Raw genomic sequence first — 21,166 nt, forward strand, 5'->3', positions numbered from 1 at the left:
ACCCGGGACGGGCCCGAGGGCATAGCGTCGGCACATGACGACACCGACCCCGATGCCCGAGCCGCCCGGGCCGTCGCCGTCCCCGGTGGACCCGATCTCGCCGCCGTCGCCGGCCCCGCTGCCGCAGCCGAGCCCCACCGACCCGACCGCCCCTCCGCCGACGGGGCCGCAGCCGGTCTGACCGGTTCCGCGGTGCACGGCCGTCCCTACCGCGACCGGCGCGACGCCGGCCGGCGGCTCGCCGCGTGCCTGACCGACCCCGCCCGCGCGACCGCCGTCCCGCTCGGCCCCGGCGCCCTCGTCCTCGGCCTGCCCCGCGGCGGCGTCCTGGTCGCCGCGGAGGTCGCCGCCGCGCTGGGTGCCGAGCTCGACGTCGTCGCCGTCCGCAAGCTGGGCCTGCCCGGCCGGCCCGAGCTGGCCATGGGCGCGCTGGCGGCCGTGGGGGAGGCGGTGGAGAGCGTCCGCAGCGAGGTCGTGCTCGCCCGCGTCGCGGTCGATCCCGACGCCGCCGAGGAGGTCCGCCGGGCCGAGCTCGCCGAGCTGCGGCGCCGCCAGCACGCCTACCGCGGCGACCGCCCGCCGCCCGCCCTCGCCGGCCGCACCGTCGTCCTCGTCGACGACGGCCTGGCCACCGGCTCCACCATGCGCGCCGCGCTCGCCGCCGTCCGGGCGGCCGGCGCCGCCGCGGTCGTCGTCGCCGTCCCGGTGGGCACCCCCGACGTCTGCGCCGCGCTCGACGCCGACGAGGTGGTCTGCCCGCTCACCCCCGAGCCGTTCGGCGCGGTGGGCCGCCACTACGACGACTTCGGCGAGACCTCCGACGACGAGGTCCGCTCCGCGCTCGCCGGCGCCCCCGGTCCGGGGCCCGCCTAGGCTCGGACGCCGGTCCACCCGGGGCCGGCGACGACGAGGGAGCCAGCGCGTGACGAGTCCGGCCGGCGGGGACAGCGCCGACGTCGTGGTGGTCGGCGCGGGGCCCGCGGGATCGGCCGCCGCCTGGGCGCTGGCCGGCGCCGGACGCGACGTCGTCGTCCTGGAGAAGGCCCGGTTCCCGCGCGAGAAGGTCTGCGGCGACGGCCTCACGCCCCGCGCGGTCAAGGCGCTCGACGAGATGGGCGTCGACGTCTCGCCGGCCGCCGGCTGGGTGCGGCACCGGGGGCTGCGGGTCTTCGGCGGCGGCCAGGTGGTCGAGGTCGACTGGCCACGGCTGTCCTCGTGGCCCGACCACGGCCTCATCCGGGCGCGGAAGGACCTCGACCCGATGCTCGCCGAGCACGCCGTGGCCGCCGGTGCCCGGCTCGAGCAGGAGGTCACCGTCACCGACCCGCTGCTCGACGACGCCGGCCGCGTGGTGGGCGTGCGCGCGCAGGCCGGCCCGGACCGGGAGCCGGTCACCTGGCGCGCGCCGCTCGTCGTCTCGGCGGAGGGCCTCTCGGGCCGGCTGGCCAAGGCGATCGGGCTCACCCGCCGCGAGGACCGCCCGCTCGGCGTCGCCGTCCGCCGCTACGTCGAGACGCCGCGCGGCGAGGACCCCTACCTCGACATCTCCTTCGACCTCTCCGCCGAGGGCCCCACCGCCGACTCGATGCCCGGCTACGGCTGGTCCTTCGGCATGGGCGACGGCACCGCCAACGTCGGCTTCGGCCTGCTCGACACCCGCCGCGGCGGCGACACCGACCCCCGCACCGTGCTGCGGCGCTGGCTGGCCACCCTGCCGCCGGAGTGGGAGCTCGGCGAGGAGCACGCGGTCACCCCGCTGCGCGGCGCCGGCCTGCCCATGGCGCTCAACCGCGGCCCGGCCTACACGCGCGGGCTGCTGCTGGCCGGCGACACGGCGGGCGTCGTCAACCCGTTCAACGGGGAGGGCATCAGCTACGCCCTGGAGACGGGGCGCATGGCCGGCGAGACGGCGGCCGCGGCCCTGGCGGCACCCGAGGGACCGGCGCGGGAGGCCGTGCTGCGCGGCTACCCCGCGCGGCTGCAGGAGGCCTACGGCCGCCACCACCGGCTCGGCATCGCCTTCCTGGCGCTGCTCGACCGCCCCGGCCTGGTCCGCTTCGCCACGGCGCACGGGCTCAAGCGCCCGGCGATGGTGAGCGCCGCGCTGCGGCTGATGGGCAACCTCTCCGACGGGCGCGACGGCGACCGCTTCGACCGCACGATCGCGCTGCTCACCCGGCTGACGCCCTCGGTCTGACCGCGCGGCGGTCCGCGTCCGTGACCAGACCGTGACGCGCCGATGTGAACTCACTCACCCCCCGCGCTTCCGATCCGCGGAACCGCGGCATAGGCTTTCCAGAGCCAGTTTGTGAAATTCTTCACAAGCGCCGGAGACCCGAGGGGAGGCCCTGTGCTGTCGACCTACGTGCCCATCGTGGGGCTGTTCGCGCTCGCCGCGGCCTTCGCCCTGTTCTCGGTGACGGTGGCGCCGTTCGTGGGCCCCCGCCGCTACAACCGGGCCAAGCTCGAGGCCTACGAGTGCGGCATCGAGCCGGTCGACCAGCCGCTGCAGGGCGGCCGCTTCCCGGTCAAGTACTACCTCACGGCGATGCTCTTCATCGTCTTCGACATCGAGATCGTCTTCCTCTACCCGTGGGCCGTCGCCAACGACGCGCTGGGACTGTTCGGCCTGGTCGAGATGGTCGTGTTCATCGCCACCGTCTTCATCGCCTACGCCTACGTCTGGCGCCGCGGCGGCCTCGAGTGGGACTGACGGCCGTGCACGCCGACGTCGTGCGGGTGGACGTCACGGCACCGAACGCAGGGAGTTGAGATGGGTCTCGAGGAGAAGCTGCCGAGCGGCTTCCTGCTGACCACGGTCGAGAAGCTGGTCAACTGGACGCGCAAGTCCTCGCTGTGGCCGGCCACCTTCGGCCTGGCCTGCTGCGCGATCGAGATGATGGCCACCGGCGCGGGCCGCTACGACCTCGCCCGGTTCGGCATGGAGGTCTTCCGCGCCTCCCCGCGCCAGGCCGACCTGATGATCGTCGCCGGGCGGGTGAGCCAGAAGATGGCCCCGGTCCTGCGGCAGATCTACGACCAGATGCCCGAGCCGCGCTGGGTGCTCGCCATGGGCGTCTGCGCCAGCTCCGGCGGGATGTTCAACAACTACGCGGTGGTGCAGGGCGTCGACCACGTCGTCCCGGTGGACATGTACCTGCCCGGCTGCCCGCCGCGTCCGGAGATGCTGATGGACGCCATCCTCAAGCTGCACCACAAGATCCAGAACGAGCCGCTCGGCGCCAAGCGGGCCCGCCAGCTCGAGGAGGCCCGCGCCGAGGGCCGCGCTCCCGACCTGCTGGTCGAGATGCCCTCCAGCGTCCGCGTGGACAAGACCAAGCGGGCCGCCTACGAGCAGGCGGCGGCGCTCGGCCGCACCGGCCAGTTCGGCATCGAGCAGCGCGGCGGCGACGCCGTCCTGCTCCCCGGTCCCCGCGGCGGGTCCCGGTGACCGGCCCGGGCGACCGCAGCGGCGCCGACCCCTCGCGCGGCGCGACCTCGGGCAGCGGCGGCTTCCGCAAGGGCGCCTTCGGCGTCAGCGGCAGCGGCGACACCTCCGGCTTCGGCGGCCTGGTCCGCGTCGAGCCCGGCGGCGCGGTGGCGCTGCACTCCACCGACCGCCCCTACGGCGGCTGGTTCGACGAGGTCACCGACGCGCTCGTCGACGCCGTCGGCGCGGCCACCTACGCCGCCGCCGTGCGGCGCGTCCTGGTCGACCGCGGCGAGATCACCTACTTCGTCGCCCGCGAGCACCTGCTGACCCTGGTCCAGGCGCTGCGCGACGACGACGCGCTGCGCTTCGAGCTGTGCAGCAGCGTCTCCGGCGTCGACTACCTCGACAGCGGCGGCCCCGCGGTGAGCGACGGCCGGCCGCGCCTGCACGTCGTCTACCACCTGACCTCGATGACCTACCGGCGGCGGATCCGCCTCGAGGTCGCCGTCACGGTCGAGGACCCGCACGTGCCGTCGGTGTCCTCGGTCTACCCGACGGCGGACTGGCACGAGCGGGAGACGCACGACATGTTCGGCGTCGTCTTCGACGGCCACCCGGCGCTGACCCGGATCCTGATGCCCGACGACTGGGACGGGTTCCCGCAGCGCAAGGACTACCCCCTCGGCGGCGTGCCGGTGGAGTACCACGACGCGACGATCCCGCCGCCCGACACCCGCCGGAGCTACCGGTGACCACGACCGGCTACGACCCCTACGCGGGCTCCCGCCAGACCACCGAGGGCCGCGTCTACACCGTCACCGGCGGCGACTGGGACCAGACCCTCGGGGTGGACCACAGCGGCGAGGAGCGCCTCGTCGTCAACATGGGGCCCCAGCACCCCTCGACGCACGGCGTCCTGCGGCTGGTCCTCGACCTCGAGGGCGAGACGGTGACCAAGGCGCGGGTGGTCATCGGCTACCTGCACACCGGCATCGAGAAGAACGTCGAGTACCGCAACTGGACGCAGGGCACGACGTTCGTCACGCGGATGGACTACCTGGCCCCGCTGTACAACGAGGCCGCCTACTGCATGGCCGTCGAGAAGCTGCTCGGCATCGAGGTGCCCCAGCGCGCGCAGACCATCCGCGTGCTGGTCATGGAGATCAACCGGATCGCCTCGCACCTGGTCGGCCTGGCCACCGGCGGCATGGAGCTCGGCGCGCTCACCGGCATGACGAACGGCTTCCGCGAGCGGGAGCTGTGCCTCGACCTGCTCGAGGAGATCACCGGCCTGCGGATGAACCACGCCTACATCCGGCCCGGCGGCGTCGCCCAGGACCTCCCGCCCGGCGTGGAGGACTCGATCCGCGAGTGGCTCGCCGTCATGCCCGAGCGGCTGGCCGGCTACCACAAGCTGCTCACCGGACAGCCGATCTGGCAGCGCCGGCTCAAGGACGTCGGCTACCTCGACGTCACCGGCTGCCTGGCGCTGGGCGTCACCGGGCCGGTGCTGCGCGCCGCCGGCCTGCCGTGGGACCTGCGCAAGGTCGACCCCTACCTCGGCTACGAGACCTACGACTTCGAGGTGCCGACCGCCGACACCAGCGACGCCTGGGGCCGGTTCCTGGTGCGCATGGCCGAGATGAGCGAGTCGCTGAAGATCGTCGAGCAGGCGCTCGCGCGGCTCGAGCCCGGCCCGGTCATGGTCGAGGACCGCAAGATCGCCTGGCCGGCCCAGCTCTCGCTCGGCGCCGACGGCATGGGCCAGTCCCTCGACCACGTCCGCCACATCATGGGCACCTCGATGGAGGCCCTGATCCACCACTTCAAGCTGGTCACCGAGGGCTTCCGGGTCCCGGCCGGGCAGGTGTACGTGCCGGTCGAGTCCCCGCGCGGGGAGCTCGGCTACCACGTGGTCAGCGACGGCGGCACGCGGCCGTTCCGCGTGCACGTGCGCGACCCCAGCTTCGTCAACCTGCAGGCGACCGCGGCGATGAGCGAGGGCGGCATGATCGCCGACGTCATCGCCGCGATCGCCTCCATCGACCCGGTCATGGGGGGTGTCGACCGATGAGTGCGCTGCCCGGATCGGCGGAGGGCGCGGCGACGACGGGGCTGGTCGACAGCCCGGTGCAGCCGGCCCCCGCCGACCTGCCGCCGCTGACCGAGCAGACCCGGCTCGAGGCGCGGGAGATCATGGCCCGCTACCCGCAGCCGCGCTCGGCGCTGCTGCCGATGCTGCACCTGGTGCAGAGCTACCAGGGCTACGTCTCGCCCGAGGGCGTCGCGCTGTGCGCCGAGGAGCTGGGGCTGACGAAGGCCGAGGTCGGCGCGGTCGCGACGTTCTACACGATGTACAAGCGCCGCCCCACCGGCCGGCACATCGTCAGCGTCTGCACCAACACCCTGTGCGCCGTCCTCGGCGGGCAGCGGATCATGGACGCGCTGGCCGCCGACCTCGGCGTCCACCACGACGAGACGGCCGCCGACGGCTCGGTCACCCTCGAGCACGCCGAGTGCCTGGCCGCCTGCGACTACGCGCCGGTCGTCACCGTCGACTACGAGTTCTACGACCAGCAGGACGTCGAGAGCGCCCGCGCGCTCGTCGCCGCACTCCGCCGGGGCGAGAAGCCGCTGCCCACCCGCGGCGCGCCGCTCACCGACTTCCGCGGCGTCTCCCGGCAGCTGGCCGGCTTCTCCCAGCACGCCGACGCCGGTGCCGCGCGCGCCGCCGTCGACGCGCCGGGGGAGTGGGGTCCGACGCTGGCCGGCGTCCGGCTGGCCGCCGAGCGCGGCGAGGCCGCGCCGCCGATGGACGGCCCCGAGCCGCAGCCCGCCGACGCCGGGGAGCCGGCCGACACGGTGGCCCCCTCCGGGGACGCCGGGCAGACGCCGGAGAAGGAGGCCGCCGACGCCCGTGTCGCGGCCGCCGACAACCCCGCCGAGCGGGCCGGCGCCGCGCAGACCCACCCCGACCGCGGGACCGAGTACGGCCGGCGCACGCCCGGCGGCTCCCGTCCCACCCCCGACACCCCCGCGGGCACCGAGCCGGGCACCTCCGGCCAGGGGCCGGCGACCCGGGAGGCCTGAACACCGTGCCCCTCACCCCCGTCCTCACCTCGCGGTGGGGCGCCGACCAGCCCTGGCGGCTGTCCACCTACGAGTCCCTCGACGGCTACGCCGCGCTGCGCACCGCGCTGTCGATGCAGCCCGACGAGCTGGTCTCGCTGGTCAAGGACTCCGGCCTGCGCGGCCGCGGCGGCGCCGGGTTCCCCACCGGCATGAAGTGGAGCTTCATCCCGCAGCCCAAGCCGGGGGAGACGCCCACCGGGCCGGCCGCGATGCCCAAGTACCTCGTGGTCAACGCCGACGAGGGCGAGCCGGGCACCTGCAAGGACCTGCCGCTGATGATGACCGACCCGCACTCCCTGGTGGAGGGCGTGATCATCTCGGCGTACGCGATCCGCTGCCGGTTCGCCGTCATCTACGTGCGCGGCGAGGCGGTGCACGCCCACCGCCGGCTGGTGTCCGCCGTCGAGGAGGCCTACGCGGCCGGCTACCTCGGCACCGACGTCCTGGGCTCGGGCTACGACCTGGACCTGGTCGTGCACGCCGGCGCCGGCGCCTACATCTGCGGCGAGGAGACGGCGCTGCTCGACTCGCTCGAGGGCTACCGCGGCCAGCCGCGCCTCAAGCCGCCGTTCCCCGCCGTCGCCGGGCTCTACGGCGCCCCCACGGTGATCAACAACGTGGAGACGCTGGCCACCGTGCCGTTCGTCGTCCGCGGCGGGGCGGAGTGGTTCAAGCGGTTCGGGCCGGAGAAGTCACCCGGCCCGAAGATCTACTCGCTGTCGGGCCGGGTGGTCCGCCCCGGCCAGTACGAGGCCCCGATGGGCACCACGATGCGCGAGCTGCTCGCCATGGCCGGCGGGGTGCGCCCCGGGCACGAGCTGAAGTTCTGGACGCCGGGCGGCTCGTCGACGCCGTACTTCACCGCCGAGCACCTCGACGTCCCGCTCGACTTCGACTCCGTCGCCGCCGCGGGCTCGATGCTCGGCACGACGGCGCTGATGGTGTTCGACGAGACCGACTCGATCGTCGAGGCCACCCTGCGCTTCACCGAGTTCTACGCCCACGAGTCCTGCGGCAAGTGCACCCCGTGCCGCGAGGGGACCTACTGGCTGGTGCAGGTGCTGCAGCGGCTGGTCGACGGCCGCGGGACGGCGGCCGACCTGGACCTGCTCACCGACACCTGCGACAACATCCTCGGCCGCTCGTTCTGCGCCCTCGGTGACGGCGCGACGAGCTGCATCACCTCCTCCCTCAAGTACTTCCGGGACGACTACGTCGCCCTGCTGCCCGCCGCCGAGCAGGCCCGCCTCGGGCGCTCGCTGCGGCTCGAGCCCGTGGGAGCTGCCTCGTGACCCTCACCCCGACCGCCCCCGAGCCCGCGCCGGCGCTGCCGCCGGGCGTCCCGGGGCCGCACACCCCGCCGGATGCCGTCCACTGCACCATCGACGGGTTCGACGTCGCGGTGCCGAAGGGGACGCTGATCATCCGGGCCGCCGAGATGGTCGGCATCCAGATCCCGCGGTTCTGCGACCACCCGCTGCTCGACCCGGTCGGCGCCTGCCGGCAGTGCCTGGTCGAGGTGGAGGGCCAGCGCAAGCCGGTGGCCTCCTGCACGATGCCGGTGACCGACGGCATGGCCGTCAAGACGCAGCTGACCAGCGCGGTCGCCGACAAGGCGCAGCAGGGCACGATGGAGCTGCTGCTGATCAACCACCCGCTGGACTGCCCGGTCTGCGACAAGGGCGGCGAGTGCCCGCTGCAGAACCAGGCGCTGAGCAACGGCCGGTCGGAGACCCGCTTCGTCGACGTCAAGCGGACCTATCCCAAGCCGCTGCCGATCAGCACCCAGGTCCTGCTCGACCGCGAGCGCTGCGTGCTGTGCGCGCGCTGCACCCGCTTCTCCCAGCAGGTCGCCGGCGACCCGTTCATCGAGCTGTTCGAGCGGGGCGCGCTGGAGCAGGTCGCCGTCTACGAGGACGAGCCCTTCTCCTCCTACTTCTCCGGCAACACCACGCAGATCTGCCCGGTGGGGGCGCTGACCAGCGCGCAGTACCGGTTCCGGTCGCGGCCCTTCGACCTGCGCAGCGAGCCCTCGGTCTGCGAGCACTGCTCCTCGGGCTGCTCCATGCGCACCGACTACCGGCGCGGCAAGGTCATGCGCCGGCTGGCGGGGGAGGACCCGGCGGTCAACGAGGAGTGGACCTGCGACAAGGGCCGCTACGCGTTCCGCTACGCCGCCACCAACGACCGGCTCGACACCCCGCTCGTGCGGCGCGACGGCGTGCTCGAGCCCGCCTCGTGGCCGGAGGCCTGGGCCGCGGCCGCCGAGGGCCTGCGCGCCGCCCGGGCCGCCGGCGGGGTCGGCGTGCTGCCCGGCGGGCGGCTGACCGTCGAGGACGCCTACGCCTACGCCAAGTTCGCCCGCGTCGCGCTCGGCACCCACGACGTCGACGCCCGCGCCCGCGCGCACTCGGCCGAGGAGCAGGCGTTCCTCGCCGCGCACGTGGCCGGCACCGGCCCGGGGCGCGGCGCGGTCACCTACGACGAGCTCACCGCCGCCCCGGTCGTGCTGCTGGCCGGCTTCGAGCCGGAGGAGGAGTCGCCGATCGTCTTCCTCCGCCTGCGCCGCGCGGTGCGGAAGGGCTCGCTGGCCGTCTACGACCTCGCGCCGTTCGCCACCCGCGCCGCGCAGAAGCTGCAGGCGACCGTGCTGGTCACCCGTCCCGGCGAGGAGGCCCGCGCCCTGACCGCGCTGGCCGAGGGCAGCTGGGGCGGTCCCGCCGTCGAGGCGCTGCGTCAGCCGGGTGCGGTCGTCGTCGCCGGGGAGCGCCTGGCCGAGGTGCCCGGCGCCTTCACCGCGCTGGCCGCCCTCGCCCAGGCCACCGGCGCCCGGCTCGCCTGGGTGCCGCGGCGGGCCGGTGAGCGCGGCGCCGTCGAGGCCGGGGCGCTGCCCGCACTGCTGCCCGGCGGACGGCCGGTCGAGGACCCCGTCGCCCGCGCGGAGGTGGCCGCGGTGTGGGGCGTCGACCCCGTCGACCTGCCCTCGACGCCCGGCCGCGACACCACCGGCATCCTCACCGCGGTCCGCGACGGGCGCCTGGCCGGCCTCGTCGTCGGCGGGGTCGACCCCGCGGACCTGCCCGACCCGGCGCTCGCCGAGGAGGCGCTGGCCGCCGCGTCGTTCGTGGTGAGCCTGGAGCAGCGGCCCACCGCCGTCACCGAGCGCGCCGACGTCGTCCTGCCGGTGGCCGCGGCCCCGGAGAAGGCCGGCAGCTACCTCGACTGGGAGGGCCGCGTGCGCTCCTTCGACGCCACGCTGCACGGCACCGGCCGGCTGACCGACGGCCGGGTGCTGCACGGCCTGGCCGACTTCCTCGACGCCGACCTGCGGCTGCCCACGCCCGAGTCGGCCCGCGCCGAGCTCGCGGCACTGGGCGACACCGGCACCCGCGCCGACGGCACCGGCCTCGACGTGCCGCCGGCCGTGGCGCCCGAGCCCGGCGAGGGCGAGGCGCTGCTGGCCTCCTGGCGGCAGCTGCTCGACGTCGGGACGCTGCAGCGCGACGAGCCCGAGCTCGCCGGCACGGCCCGCCCGCCGGTGGCCCGGCTGGGTGCCGACGCCGCCGCCCGGCTGGGCGTGGCCGACGGCGAGCTCCTCACCGTCACCGGCGCCGCCGGGTCGGTGACCCTTCCGGTGGCCCTCACCGAGATGCCCGACGGCGTGGTGTGGCTGCCGATGCGCTCACCCGGCAGCGAGGTGCGCACCGGCCTCGGGACGGCGCCGGGCGGGCTCGTCCGGCTCAGCGCCGTCCGCACCGGTGCCACCGCCTCCGGAGCCCGGTCGTGATCCTCGCCGCGCCCGACCAGCCGACGCTCGAGGACTTCGGGTCCGACGTCTGGTGGATCGTGCTCATCAAGATCGTCGGCGTCTTCGTGGTCCTGGTCCTGATGACGCTGTTCGCGATCGTCTTCGAGCGCAAGGTCGTCGCCCGCATGCAGCAGCGCTCCGGCCCCAACCGGGTCGGCCCGCGCGGGTCGCTGCAGAGCCTCGCGGACGGGCTGAAGCTGGCGTTCAAGGAAGACATCATGCCGGCGCTCGCGGACAAGCCGGTCTACTTCCTCGCGCCGGTCATCGCCGCCGTCCCGGCGTTCCTGGCCTTCTCGGTCATCCCGCTGGGCCCGACCGTCAGCATCTTCGGGGAGCGCACCCCGCTGCAGCTCACCGACGCCCCCATCGGGGTGCTGATCGTCCTGGCCTGCTCGGCGATGGGCGTCTACGGCATCGTGCTGGCCGGCTGGGCCTCGGGCTCGACCTACCCGCTGCTCGGCGGCCTGCGCAGCGCCGCGCAGATGGTCAGCTACGAGATCGCGATGGGCCTGTCGATCGTCGCGGTGTTCCTCTACGCCGGGACGATGTCGACCTCGGAGATCGTCGCCGCGCAGGCCGACGGGAACCGGCTGTCGTTCTTCGGCCTGGAGTTCACCGGGCCCAGCTGGTTCGCGGTCCTGCTGCCGGTCAGCTTCGTCATCTACGCGATCGCCGTCGTCGGCGAGACCAACCGCGCGCCCTTCGACCTCCCCGAGGCCGAGAGCGAGCTGGTGGGCGGCTTCCACACCGAGTACTCGTCGCTGAAGTTCGCGCTGTTCTTCCTGGCCGAGTACATCAACATGGTCACCGTCTCCGCGCTGGCCGCGACGCTGTTCCTCGGCGGCTGGCGGGCACCGTGGCCGATCTCCATCTGGGACGGCGCCAACACCGGCTGGCTGCCGCTGCTGTGGTTCTTCCTCAAGGTCTGCGTCGCGCTGTTCGTCTTCATCTGGCTGCGCGGCACGCTGCCCCGGCTGCGCTACGACCAGTTCATGCGCTTCGGCTGGAAGGTCCTGGTCCCGACGGCGCTGGTCTGGATCCTCGCCGTCGCCACGATGCGCACCGTCTCCCGCGAGGCCGAGCTGTCCACCGGCGAGGTGGCGGTGTTCGTGGGCGTCCCGATCGCGCTGCTCGTGCTGCTCGGGCTCTCGCTCGCCAGCCGGGCCGCCAACCGCGACACGCGGCTGATGGCGGAGGAGGCGGCCGCCGGCGGGGTGCACGCGACCGACCCCGAGCCCGAGGCCGAGGTCCTGCCGCCGGCCGGGCCGCGGCGCCGACCGGCGCAGCGCACCGGCCCGGCCCGCGCCGAGGGCGGCTTCCCGGTGCCGCCGATGGACCTCACCGTGCCCCCGTCGCCGCGGCTGCGCCGCGCCGAGCCCGTGGGCGCGGGCCGCCCCGAGGGCGGCGTCGTGAGCAGCGGCCGCCGTGCCGCCGGCAGCACCACCGGCAGCACCGCGACCACCGTCGAGGAGGACCCCGATGCCTGACCAGGACCCCACAACCGGAGGCGAGTCGAAGGGCCTGGCCCAGGCGTCGAGAGGCGTGGCGTCCAGGGGTGTGGCGTCGGGTGGCGAGGTCGAGCGGGCCGGCCGCGACGGCGGCGCACCCGCGCCCCGGCGCAGCCTGCTGCCGGCGCCCGGTCAGGGCTTCGGCGTCACCTTCGCGCAGATGTTCAAGAAGGTGACCACCGAGCAGTACCCCGAGACGCCCAAGGTCACCAAGCCGCGCTACCACGGCCGGCACGTGCTCAACCGGCACCCCGACGGGCTGGAGAAGTGCATCGGCTGCGAGCTGTGCGCCTGGGCCTGCCCCGCGGACGCCATCTACGTCGAGGGCGGCGACAACACCGAGGACGCCCGCTACAGCCCCGGCGAGCGGTACGGGCGCGTCTACCAGATCAACTACCTGCGCTGCATCTTCTGCGGGCTGTGCATCGAGGCCTGCCCGACCCGCTCGCTGACGATGAGCAACGACTTCGAGCTGGCCGACGACAACCGGCAGGACCTGATCTACACCAAGGAACAGCTCATGGCCCCGCTGCTGCCCGGCATGGAGGCGCCGCCGCACGCCATGCGGCTCGGCGACGACGACAAGGCGTACTACGTGCGCGACCCGCAGCAGGGGTCGGCGGCCGAGCCGGTCACGGTGGAGCAGGCATGACCGAGGTCGTCATCGGCACCGGCGAGGCCGTCGCCTTCTGGATCCTCGGGCCGGTCGCGCTGGCCGGGGCGCTGGGGATGGTGTTCAGCCGCAACGCCGTCCACTCGGCGCTGTGGCTGGTCACCACGATGCTCGCGCTGGGCGTCTTCTACGTCGTCCAGTCCGCGCCCTTCCTCGGCGCGGTGCAGATCATCGTGTACACCGGCGCGATCATGATCCTGTTCCTCTTCGTGCTCATGCTGGTCGGGCGCGACTCCTCCGACTCGGTGGTCGAGACGCTGCGCGGCCAGCGGGTGGCGGCCACGGTCCTCGGCGTCGGGTTCGCCGGGCTCGTCGGCGCCGGGATCGCCCGCGCGACGGAGGGCACCGCGGTCGCGGGCCTGTCCGACGAGCAGGGCGGCACCGGCAACATCGACACGATCGCCGAGCTGCTGTTCACCCGCTACCTGCTCGCCTTCGAGGTCACCAGCGCGCTGCTGATCACCGCCGCGGTGGGCGCGATGGTGCTCGCCCACATCGAGCGCGAGCCCGGCAGCCGGCAGACGCAGAAGGAGCTCTCGCGGGCCCGCTTCCTCACCGACCGGCCGCAGACGCTGCCCGGCCCCGGTGTGTTCGCGCGCGCCAACTCCGTGGCCACCGGCGCGCTGCTCCCCGACGGGCGCACCGCCGAGGACAGCCTGGCCACCGGCATCGAGCCCCGGGAGCCCGACCAGATGCCCCGCCCCACCGGCCGCGGGCAGCTCGGCAGCCCCGACGCCGCCCTGGGCACCCCCGACGGCGTCGTGGACGGTGACCGGTGAGCCTGACCCACTACCTGGTCCTGGCCGCGATCCTGTTCACCATCGGTGCCGTCGGCGTGCTGGTGCGGCGCAACGCGATCGTCGTCTTCATGTGCGTCGAGCTGATGCTCAACTCGGTCAACCTGACGCTGGTCACCTTCGCCCGGGCCACCGGCACCGTCGACGGCCAGATCATGGCGTTCTTCGTCATGGTCGTCGCCGCCGCGGAGGTCGTCGTCGGCCTCGCGATCATCATGTCGATCTACCGGACCCGCCGGTCGGCGTCGGTCGACGACGCCAACCTGCTCAAGTACTGACGGGAGCCGGGGCACACATGGACACCGTCGCCGCCGAGGGCCTGCTGTCGGCCTCGTGGCTGGTCATCGCACTACCGCTGGCCGGTGCCGCGGTCCTCCTGCTGGGCGGACGGCGCACCGACCGCTGGGGGCACCTGCTGGGGACGGCGACCGTCGTCGTCGCGTTCGCCGTCGCGCTGCTGTGCACCGTGCAGCTCGCCGGGGTCGACGGGCGCGCGGTCGACGTCGACCTGTTCACCTTCCTCTCGGCCGGGCAGCTCGACGTGCAGGCCGGCCTGCTGGTCGACCCGCTGTCGGCCACCTTCATGCTGCTGATCACCGGTGTGGGCGCGCTCATCCACGTCTACTCGATCGGCTACATGGCGCACGACCCGCGGCGCCGCCGGTTCTTCGCCTACCTGAACCTCTTCGTCGCGGCGATGCTGCTGCTCGTCCTCGGCGACAACTACGTGGCCCTCTACGTCGGCTGGGAGGGCGTGGGCCTCGCGTCCTACCTGCTCATCGCGTTCTGGCACGACCGCCCGGCCGCGGCCACCGCGGCCAAGAAGGCATTCGTCATGAACCGCGTCGGCGACGTCGGCCTGGCGCTGGCGATCTTCGTGATGTTCGCCCAGCTGGGGACGGTGTCCTACGAGGGCGTCTTCGGCGGGGTCGGCGCCCTGGCCGGCGGCACGCTGACGGCGCTCGGCCTGCTGCTCCTGCTCGGCGCGTGCGGCAAGTCCGGCCAGTTCCCGCTGCAGGCGTGGCTGCCCGACGCGATGGAGGGCCCGACGCCGGTCTCGGCGCTCATCCACGCCGCCACGATGGTCACCGCCGGCGTCTACCTCATCGCCCGCTCGGCGCCCATCTACGACCTCACGCCCACGGCGCGCACCGTCGTCCTCGCCGTCGGCGCGGTCACGCTCCTCTACGGGGCGGTCGTGGGCTGCGCGTACGACGACATCAAGAAGGTGCTGGCCTACTCCACCGTCAGCCAGATCGGCTACATGTTCCTGGCCGTGGGTCTCGGCCCGGTCGGCTACGCCGCCGCGATCGCGCACCTGCTCACCCACGGCTTCTTCAAGGCCGGGCTGTTCCTCGGCGCCGGGTCGGTCATGCACGCCATGGACGACCAGGTGGACATGCGGCGCTTCGGCGGGCTGGCCCGGAAGCTGCCGGTCACCTTCGTCACCTTCGGCCTGGGCTACCTCGCACTGATCGGCTTCCCGTTCCTGTCCGGCTACTGGACCAAGGACGCGATCATCGAGGCGGCGCTGGACCGCGGCGGCTGGTCCGGCTGGCTGCTGGGCGCGGTCGCCGTCGTCGGTGCCGGGCTCACCGCCTTCTACATGACCCGGCTCATGATCATGACCTTCCTCGGCCGGCCGCGGTGGACGCCCGGCGTGCACCCGCACGAGTCGCCGTCGGTGATGACCGCGCCGATGGTCGTGCTCTCGATCGGATCGGTCGCCGCCGGGTTCCTGCTCGTCGTCCTGTTCCCGCTCGACGAGTGGCTGGCCCCGGTGTTCGGCGCCCCCGAGGAGGCCGAGCACGTGGTGGCACCGGCCGTCGTCGGGGTCGTCGTCACCGCGGTGATGGCCGTGGGCGTGCTCGCCGCGTGGCTGTTCGTCGGCCGCCGCGAGGTCCCCGAGGTCGCCCCGGCCCGCGTCTCGCCGGTGGTCCGGGCGGCCCGCCGGTCGCTGTACGCCGACGCGGTCAACGAGTCGCTGTTCATGCGGCCCGGCCAGTGGCTCACCCGGGCGCTGGTCTGGGTCGACAACCGCGGCGTCGACGGCGCGGTCAACGGCCTGGCCGCCACCCTCGGCGGCTCGTCGTCACGGCTGGGCCGGGCGCAGACCGGCTTCGTCCGGTCCTACGCGCTCGGGATGCTCGGCGGCGCGGTCGTGGTGGCCGGGGCGCTGCTGGCGGTGACGGCCGGGTGAGCGCGGCCCTGCACACGACCACCCGCAACCAGGAGAGGACGACGGCGTGAGCGACTCCCTGCTCCTGGTCGCGATGCTGGCGGTGCCCGCGGTGGGCGCCGCCGTCGTCGCCGCCCTGCCCCGCGAGCGCACCGCGCTGGCCCGGCAGCTCGCCCTCGGGGTCAGCCTCGTGGTGCTGCTGCTGGCGGTGCTGGCCACGGTCGCCTTCGACCCCGACGGCGACCGGTTCCAGCTGACGTCGTCGGTGCCGTGGATCGAGGGCTTCGGCGTCGACTTCGCGCTCGGCGTCGACGGCATCGCCCTGGTCATGCTGTTGCTGGTCGGCGTGCTGGTGCCGGTGGTCGTGCTCGCCTCGTGGGAGGACGAGGCCCCCGCCCGCCGGTCGATGCGCACCTTCTTCGCCTGGCTGCTGCTGCTCGAGGCCTGCATGGTCGGCGTCTTCGCCGCCACCGACGTCTTCCTCTTCTACGTCTTCTTCGAGGCGATGCTCGTCCCGATGTACTTCATCGTGGGCAGCTTCGGCGGCCCGCGCCGGCAGTACGCGGCGGTGAAGTTCTTCCTCTACAGCCTGCTCGGCGGGCTGGTCATGCTCGCCGCCGTCATCGGCCTCTACGTGGTCAGCGAGGCCGCCGGCGACGGGACGTTCGCCTTCGAGTCGCTGCGCCAGCTCGACATCGACCCTGCCGCCCAGCGGCTGCTGTTCCTCGGCTTCTTCGTCGCCTTCGCGATCAAGGCGCCGCTGGTGCCGCTGCACACCTGGCTGCCCGACGCCGGTGCCGAGGCCCCCATCGGCGGGGCGGTGCTGCTCGTCGGCGTCCTCGACAAGGTCGGCACCTTCGGCTTCCTGCGCTACTGCCTGCCGCTGTTCCCCGACGCGTCGCGGGAGTTCGCCCCGCTGGTCCTCGTGCTCGCCGTCGCCGGGATCCTCTACGCCGCCCTCCTGGCGATGGGGCAGACCGACATGAAGCGGCTGGTGTCCTACACCTCGATCGCGCACTTCGGCTTCATCGCCCTCGGCGTCTTCGCGTTCACCACCGAGGCCGGCACCGGCGCGGTGCTGTACATGGTCAACCACGGCATCGCCACCGGCCTGCTGTTCCTCGTGGTCGGGATGCTCATCGCCCGCGGCGGCTCGCGGCTGGTCGGCGACTACGGCGGCGTCGCGTCCGCCGCGCCCAAGCTGGCCGGCGTCTTCCTGGTGGCGGGGCTCGCCTCGCTCGCGCTGCCGGGCACCAACAGCTTCGTCAGCGAGTTCCTGGTGCTCGTCGGCTCGTTCCCGACCCGGCCGGTGTTCACGGTCCTGGCCACCGTCGGGATCATCCTGGCCGCGCTCTACGTCCTGCTGCTCTACCAACGCACGATGCACGGCCCGCGGCGCGGCGTGCTGTTCCCGGCCGCCGACGAGCCGGCCGCCGACGCCGTCCCGACGCCCGGGGCGCGCACGGCGCCACCGCCACGCTCACCGCGGCGGCCCCGGCCCCGGCCCGGACGACGTCGCGGCTGCGCGACCTGTCCCGCCGCGAGCTGGCCGTCGTCGCCCCGCTGGTGGCGCTGGTCATCGCGCTGGGCGTCTACCCGCAGCCGCTGATCCGGCTGATCGAGCCGGCGGTCGCCGCCACCATGAGCGACGTCGGCGCCGACCCGGCCGGGACCACCGCGACCCCCGAGGGGACCGACTGATGACGATCGAGGCCCCCGACCTGTCGCTGGCCGCGCTCGCCCCGCTGCTGTTCGTCTTCGGCGCCGCGTGCGCCGGCGTGCTCGTCGAGGCCTTCGGTCCGCGCGAGAGCCGGCACCCCGTGCAGGTCGCCGTCGCGCTCGTCGGCACCGTGGGCGGGCTGGTCGCCACGCTGCTGCTGTCGGGCACCCGCGAGGTGACGGCCGGCGGCGCGCTCGCCGTCGACGGCGCCGGGCTGTTCCTGCAGGCCACGATCGCCGCCCTCGGGGCGCTGTCGATCCTGTTGTTCGCCGAGCGCAACCTCGACCCCGCCCGCTCGGCGTTCGTCGTCTCCGCCGCCGTGCCGGCCGGCAGCGTCCGCGACCGCGAGCTGCTCACCGTGCAGCGGGTGCAGACCGAGGTCTACCCGCTGGCCACGTTCGCCATCGGCGGCATGATGCTGTTCGTCACGGCCAACGACCTGCTGGTCATGTTCGTCGCGCTCGAGGTGCTCAGCCTGCCGCTGTACCTGATCAGCGGCCTGGCGCGGCGGCGCCGCCTGCTGTCGCAGGAGGCGGCGGTCAAGTACTTCCTGCTGGGCGCCTTCGCCTCGGCGTTCTTCCTCTACGGCCTGGCGCTGGTCTACGGCGCCACCGGCAGCGTCCGGCTCTCCGACGTCCGCGAGTCGGTGTCCGGCGACGGCAGCGGCACCCTGGCCGTCCTCGGCCTGGCGCTGCTGGTCGTGGGCCTGCTGTTCAAGGCCAGCGTCGCGCCGTTCCACACCTGGACGCCCGACGTCTACCAGGGCGCGCCCACCCCCGTGACGGCGTTCATGGCCGCCTGCACGAAGGTCGCCGCGTTCGGGGCGATCCTGCGGCTCCTCTACGTCGCCTTCGGCACCGAGGAGTGGACCTGGCGGCCGCTGGTCTACGGCGTGGCGATCGTCTCGATGGTCGTCGGCGCCGTCCTCGGGCTCACCCAGACCGACCTCAAGCGGATGCTCGCCTACTCGTCGGTGGCGCACGCCGGTTTCCTGCTCACCGGCGTCCTCGGGTACCCGGGCGGTGGCGACGCGGCCGGGTCGGGCCTGCCGGCCGTCCTCTTCTACCTGCTGGTGTACGGGCTGACCACGCTCGGCGCCTTCGCCGTCCTCACCCTCGTGCGCAGCGGCGACGGCGAGGCCACGCACCTGTCGCAGTGGGCCGGCCTGGCGCAGCGCTCGCCGATCACCGCGGCGGTCATGAGCCTGTTCCTGCTCGCGCTCGCCGGGATCCCGCTCACCAGCGGCTTCACCGGCAAGTTCGCCGTCTTCCGGGCCGCGATCGAGGACGGCGCCTGGCCCCTGGCGCTGGTCGCCCTGCTGGCCAGCGCGGTGGCGGCGTTCTTCTACCTGCGGGTCATCGTGCTCATGTACTTCTCCGAGCCGGCCGCCGACGGGCCCACCGTCGGCGTGCCCGGTCTGCCCACGACGGTCGTCCTGGCGGTGACCGCGGCGGCCACGCTCGTGCTCGGGATCGTGCCCGGGGCGGTGCTCGGTCTGGCCGATCAGGCGGCTATCTTCGTCGGTTGATGACCGGACCCCGTGCCGCCGTCGACGGGATCGCCCCGGTCGAGGTCTGGCACCGCATCTCGACCCCCGCCTCCACCATGGGCCCCTGGCTCCCGGGCGGGGGCCTCGGCGACTCCCTCGCCCGGGGCCTGGCCGACGTCGAGGCCGCGCTGGCCACCGCGGTGGCCAGCGAGCACCCGTTCGTCTCCGAGGCCGCCGGCCACCTCATGGCCGCCGGCGGCAAGCGCTTCCGGCCGATGCTCGCCCTGCTGGCCGCCCACCTCGGCGACGCCCGCGCGCCGGAGGTCGTGCAGGCCGCCGTCGTCTGCGAGCTCACCCACCTGGCCACGCTGTACCACGACGACGTCATGGACGAGGCGGCCGTCCGCCGCGGGGCGCCGAGCGCCAACAGCCGGTGGACCAACAGCGTCGCCATCCTCACCGGCGACTTCCTCTTCGCCCGCGCCTCGGACCTGCTGGCCGACCTCGGGCCCGAGGCGGTGCGCATCCAGGCCCGCACGTTCGAGCGGCTGGTCACCGGCCAGATCCGCGAGACGGTCGGCGCGCGCGACGGCGAGGACCGCGTGGCGCACTACCTCGAGGTGCTGGCCGACAAGACCGGCTCCCTGGTGGCCACCTCGGCCCGCTTCGGCGCCCGCTTCGCCGGGGTGGCGCCGGAGCTGGTGACCGCGCTGACCCGCTTCGGCGAGGAGGTCGGCGTCGCGTTCCAGCTCTCCGACGACCTGCTCGACATCGTCAGCCGGGACGGCGCCTCGGGGAAGGCGCCCGGCACCGACCTGCGCGAGGGCATCGCCACCCTCCCGGCCCTCATCGCCCTGGCCGGTGACGACCCCGCCGACGCGCGGCTGCGCGAGCTGGTCGCCCGCCCGCTGTCCGACGACGGCGAGCACGCCGAGGGCCTGGCGCTGCTGCGGGAGTCCGCCGCGCTCGAGCGCGCCGGCGCGGTGCTGCGCGACTACGCCGACCGCGCGCGGGCCTCGCTGTCCGCGGTCCCCGCCGGCGAGGTGCGCGAGGCGCTGTCGGCGCTGTGCGACTACGTGGTCACCCGCACCAGCTGACGACGGACCCCCGTGCCCCCCGGGAAGGACCCTCCTGCCCCCCGCCACCCGCAGGCTCGCGGCGGGACCCGGCAGCAGGGCCGGTCGAGGTTCGCGGCGGGCCCCTGCACGGGGGGCGTGCTGGCCGTGGCCCTCCTGCTGACCGGCTGCTCCGGGAGCGGTCCCGGGGACCTGCCCGGCGGCCAGGAGGACAAGGGGGCCACCGACGTCCCCGACGGCGCCGCGACGACGGCGGCCGCGCTGCCCGCGCTGCGGGTGGAGACCGTCCTCGACGGGCTGGACCACCCCTGGGACGTCGCGCAGGCACCGGACGGCACCCTGGTGGTCGACGAGCGCGGCGGGGGCCTCACCGCCGTCCTGCCCGACGGCACCGCCCGTGAGCTCGACGCCGACCTCGGTGACCTCTTCGCCGACGGCGAGACCGGCCTCATGGGGCTGACCCTCGACCCCGCCTTCGCGGACAACCGGAGGCTGTACACCTGCCAGGGCGTCGAGGAGGACGGCGGCGCGGAGATCCAGGTCATCGCCTGGACCGTCGACGACGACTGGACCCGCGCCACCCGCGTGGCAGACCCGCTGGTCGGGGACATCCCGGTCAACGAGCGCTCCGGCCGGCACGGCGGCTGCCGCGTGCGCTTCGCCCCCGACGGCGCGCTGCTCGTGGGCACCGGCGACAACGCCGTCGGCAGCAACCCGCAGGACCGCGGCACCCTGGCCGGCAAGGTCCTCCGCGTCGACGCCGCCACCGGCGGCCCCGCACCGGGTAACCCGTTCGCCGACGACCCCGACCCGGTGACCCGCCTGCTGCTGAGCTACGGGCACCGCAACGTGCAGGGGATCGCCGTCCGCCCCGGCAGCGGGCAGGTCTTCACCGTCGAGCAGGGCACCGACCGCGACGACGAGGTGGACCTGTCGGTGCCGGGCGGGAACTACGGCTACGACCCCGACGGCGACGGCGGCGCCTACGACGAGAGCGTCCCGATGACCGACCTCGGCCTGCCCGGCGCCGTCCCGGCGGTCTGGTCCTCCGGGGACCCGACGATCGCCACCAGCGGCGCGGACTTCGTCAGCGGCCCCGGGTGGGGCGGCTACGACGGCGTCCTGCTCGTCGGGGTGCTCAAGGACACCGGGCTGCTGGCGCTGCGCCTCGACGACGCCGGGCAGCTGGTCGAGCAGTTCCGCGTGCCGGAGCTGGAGGACACCCACGGCCGGATCCGGACGCCGCGGCTCGGCACCGACGGCGCGCTCTACGTGACCACCGACAACGGCGGCGGCGACGACGTCCTGCTGCGGGTCACGCCCGTGTAGCGCGCTGTCGCACCGAGGGGGC

20 protein-coding genes are annotated in these 21,166 nt (G+C 74.4%); all 20 read left to right on the plus strand.

The genetic code is table 11. The features are described 5' to 3' along the window. Window positions 1-34: 34 nt before the first annotated feature. Entirely contained in the window at window positions 35-181 is a 147-nt protein-coding gene (locus JD79_RS22585; protein WP_170149164.1) for a hypothetical protein, read from the plus strand. Window positions 182-192: 11 nt separating this feature from the next. Beyond that, window positions 193-873: a phosphoribosyltransferase gene (locus JD79_RS09150; protein WP_110005265.1), complete on the plus strand. Its 681-nt coding sequence runs from the start codon at window positions 193-195 to the stop codon at window positions 871-873. A 49-nt stretch (window positions 874-922) separates the two neighbouring features. Beyond that, the gene (locus tag JD79_RS09155; protein WP_110005266.1) at window positions 923-2,197 is read left to right on the plus strand and encodes a geranylgeranyl reductase family protein; all 1,275 of its coding nucleotides are present in this window, start codon (window positions 923-925) and stop codon (window positions 2,195-2,197) included. Between the two features lie 153 nt (window positions 2,198-2,350). Then, a complete protein-coding gene (locus tag JD79_RS09160) occupies window positions 2,351-2,713 on the plus strand; it encodes an NADH-quinone oxidoreductase subunit A (RefSeq protein WP_110005267.1) in 363 nt (120 codons plus the stop codon). A gap of 60 nt (window positions 2,714-2,773) precedes the next feature. Next, window positions 2,774-3,451: a NuoB/complex I 20 kDa subunit family protein gene (locus tag JD79_RS09165; RefSeq protein WP_110005268.1), complete on the plus strand. Its 678-nt coding sequence runs from the start codon at window positions 2,774-2,776 to the stop codon at window positions 3,449-3,451. Beyond that, the gene (locus JD79_RS09170; protein ID WP_110005269.1) at window positions 3,448-4,185 is read left to right on the plus strand and encodes an NADH-quinone oxidoreductase subunit C; all 738 of its coding nucleotides are present in this window, start codon (window positions 3,448-3,450) and stop codon (window positions 4,183-4,185) included. Before JD79_RS09165 ends, JD79_RS09170 begins: the two co-directional genes overlap by 4 nt. Continuing rightward, window positions 4,182-5,507 (plus strand): NADH-quinone oxidoreductase subunit D, encoded by a 1,326-nt coding sequence (locus JD79_RS09175; RefSeq protein WP_110005270.1) that lies wholly within the window; start codon window positions 4,182-4,184, stop codon window positions 5,505-5,507. Before JD79_RS09170 ends, JD79_RS09175 begins: the two co-directional genes overlap by 4 nt. Next, window positions 5,504-6,523 carry an NADH-quinone oxidoreductase subunit NuoE gene (nuoE, locus tag JD79_RS09180; RefSeq protein WP_110005271.1) on the plus strand — a complete coding sequence of 340 codons (1,020 nt, stop codon included), beginning with the start codon at window positions 5,504-5,506 and terminating at the stop codon, window positions 6,521-6,523. The genes JD79_RS09175 and nuoE overlap by 4 nt, the downstream gene beginning before the upstream one ends. A 5-nt stretch (window positions 6,524-6,528) precedes the next feature. Beyond that, the gene (nuoF, locus tag JD79_RS09185; RefSeq protein WP_110005272.1) at window positions 6,529-7,857 is read left to right on the plus strand and encodes an NADH-quinone oxidoreductase subunit NuoF; all 1,329 of its coding nucleotides are present in this window, start codon (window positions 6,529-6,531) and stop codon (window positions 7,855-7,857) included. Beyond that, window positions 7,854-10,352 (plus strand): NADH-quinone oxidoreductase subunit G, encoded by a 2,499-nt coding sequence (locus JD79_RS09190; RefSeq protein ID WP_110005273.1) that lies wholly within the window; start codon window positions 7,854-7,856, stop codon window positions 10,350-10,352. The genes nuoF and JD79_RS09190 overlap by 4 nt, the downstream gene beginning before the upstream one ends. Beyond that, on the plus strand, window positions 10,349-11,860 hold the full coding sequence (gene nuoH / locus JD79_RS09195; RefSeq protein WP_211307915.1) for an NADH-quinone oxidoreductase subunit NuoH: 1,512 nt from the start codon (window positions 10,349-10,351) through the stop codon (window positions 11,858-11,860). The genes JD79_RS09190 and nuoH overlap by 4 nt, the downstream gene beginning before the upstream one ends. A gap of 70 nt (window positions 11,861-11,930) precedes the next feature. Beyond that, a complete protein-coding gene (gene nuoI / locus JD79_RS09200; protein ID WP_281270290.1) occupies window positions 11,931-12,533 on the plus strand; it encodes an NADH-quinone oxidoreductase subunit NuoI in 603 nt (200 codons plus the stop codon). Continuing rightward, window positions 12,530-13,333, plus strand: a complete 804-nt coding sequence (locus JD79_RS09205; protein ID WP_110005275.1) for an NADH-quinone oxidoreductase subunit J — start codon at window positions 12,530-12,532, stop codon at window positions 13,331-13,333. Before nuoI ends, JD79_RS09205 begins: the two co-directional genes overlap by 4 nt. Further along, a complete protein-coding gene (nuoK, locus tag JD79_RS09210) occupies window positions 13,330-13,629 on the plus strand; it encodes an NADH-quinone oxidoreductase subunit NuoK (protein WP_110005276.1) in 300 nt (99 codons plus the stop codon). Before JD79_RS09205 ends, nuoK begins: the two co-directional genes overlap by 4 nt. A gap of 17 nt (window positions 13,630-13,646) precedes the next feature. Beyond that, a complete protein-coding gene (gene nuoL, locus JD79_RS09215) occupies window positions 13,647-15,551 on the plus strand; it encodes an NADH-quinone oxidoreductase subunit L (protein ID WP_110005277.1) in 1,905 nt (634 codons plus the stop codon). A gap of 46 nt (window positions 15,552-15,597) precedes the next feature. Further along, window positions 15,598-17,139: an NADH-quinone oxidoreductase subunit M gene (locus tag JD79_RS09220; protein ID WP_245899972.1), complete on the plus strand. Its 1,542-nt coding sequence runs from the start codon at window positions 15,598-15,600 to the stop codon at window positions 17,137-17,139. Further along, window positions 17,097-17,231 (plus strand): hypothetical protein, encoded by a 135-nt coding sequence (locus JD79_RS24235; protein WP_281270291.1) that lies wholly within the window; start codon window positions 17,097-17,099, stop codon window positions 17,229-17,231. Before JD79_RS09220 ends, JD79_RS24235 begins: the two co-directional genes overlap by 43 nt. Continuing rightward, the gene (gene nuoN / locus JD79_RS09225; RefSeq protein WP_110005278.1) at window positions 17,231-18,778 is read left to right on the plus strand and encodes an NADH-quinone oxidoreductase subunit NuoN; all 1,548 of its coding nucleotides are present in this window, start codon (window positions 17,231-17,233) and stop codon (window positions 18,776-18,778) included. Before JD79_RS24235 ends, nuoN begins: the two co-directional genes overlap by 1 nt. Beyond that, a complete protein-coding gene (locus tag JD79_RS09230; RefSeq protein WP_110005279.1) occupies window positions 18,778-19,836 on the plus strand; it encodes a polyprenyl synthetase family protein in 1,059 nt (352 codons plus the stop codon). The genes nuoN and JD79_RS09230 overlap by 1 nt, the downstream gene beginning before the upstream one ends. Before the next feature lie 126 nt (window positions 19,837-19,962). Next, window positions 19,963-21,144: a PQQ-dependent sugar dehydrogenase gene (locus JD79_RS09235; RefSeq protein WP_110007576.1), complete on the plus strand. Its 1,182-nt coding sequence runs from the start codon at window positions 19,963-19,965 to the stop codon at window positions 21,142-21,144. Window positions 21,145-21,166: the final 22 nt, after the last annotated feature.

This window comes from Geodermatophilus normandii, assembly GCF_003182485.1.
Classification (GTDB): Bacteria; Actinomycetota; Actinomycetes; order Mycobacteriales; family Geodermatophilaceae; genus Geodermatophilus; species Geodermatophilus normandii.